The following is a 1,119-nucleotide window of genomic DNA, read 5'->3' as shown; positions in this document are numbered from 1 at the left end:
CTAGCAGCACGCTGAACATGTTGTGTTGATCGGCGTTTTCGGATGGCGGTGGTTTGAGGAGATCCGCCAGAAGCACCACGGGAATGCCGTCCTTCTTGCCAAGGCGCACCCAATCTCCATCGTTCGAACAAACGCAGTCAGCTCCCTCTACGTTCGCAATCCCCATGATCTGACGATCGTGGTTGACTTTCGCCCGGTTCGCGGCGCCCTCCTTCTGGCCAGCATCCAAGACTCGCCGATGCGCGTCTGCGGTCTCAACTCCAGCACGTTCAGCAACTGGCGCAATCGGAAATCGCGAAGAGCGCGTCCCGCGATGCTGACGATGGCGAACGCGGACGCACCGGGAAACCCCGGTCTTGCGCCTCACCCCCCAACGTGGGACACGCCCTCGTACGCCTCGATCTTTCGCGAGGAGCTGGCAACGTAAATAGGCTTGCTGGCCGCGCCTCGCCATTGCCCAATTCGTTTAATGACCTTTACAGACAAGAACCATAATTACCGCCGCGTGCCCAGGGAGGGCTTTAGAAATGGGGAAGAACGTCCGACTTTCGAACAAACGCCGGCTCAATTTCCAGCAATGCACACCCGATCTCGGCGACCAATTTGCCGAGCTACTTTGGTTGAGAGAGCAGGTCAGACGGGCGGAAACTTTGGATCCCGAAAGGCTCCTGGCCGAATTCAGAGCTTACCGGGAGCAGAGAGCGAGCAAAGCTGGCAGAGTGACGCATTAGCATGATTGCCTGATCATGCTCGCTAATTGCCGGATTGCGGCGAGCGGGCAGCGTCTCGGCTCTCGATCCGCGGCTGAACTTTGAAGTCGTCGATACGCTTTCCCAGCTTCAATTGCGCGACGAGCCACCGCGGCTGCTTGCCTCGACCTGTCCAGGTCTGTGATGGCTGATCGGGGTTTTGGTATTTTGGAGATACCAGCGGGTATAACCGACTCGCGGACACCAACTGCCTCAGGCGGTCGTCCAGACCCAGCTTTTCCTGCCGGATCTTCTGCTGCAACACTTTAGAGACCTCAACGTGCAAGCTCCACAGCTCGTCAACGGTCATCCGTTCCAGTTCGGCTCGTTTCATGGCGACAAAACATCCAGGTCTTCATCATCCCTAAGA

At 57.6% G+C, this 1,119-nt stretch carries 1 protein-coding gene; it reads right to left on the bottom strand.

From position 1 onward, the window contains the following. Nucleotides 1-753: 753 nt before the first annotated feature. Nucleotides 754-1,083, bottom strand: coding sequence for an H-NS histone family protein (locus CWO89_RS44450; protein WP_130231954.1), 330 nt, complete (start codon nt 1,081-1,083; stop codon nt 754-756). Nucleotides 1,084-1,119 lie beyond the last annotated feature (36 nt).

The sequence above is a fragment of the Bradyrhizobium sp. Leo170 genome, from assembly GCF_004296405.1.
In the GTDB taxonomy this organism is placed as follows: Bacteria; Pseudomonadota; Alphaproteobacteria; order Rhizobiales; family Xanthobacteraceae; genus Bradyrhizobium.
The sequence above is the reverse complement of the archived record's forward strand: the minus strand, read 5'-3'. Positions and strand labels throughout refer to the sequence as shown.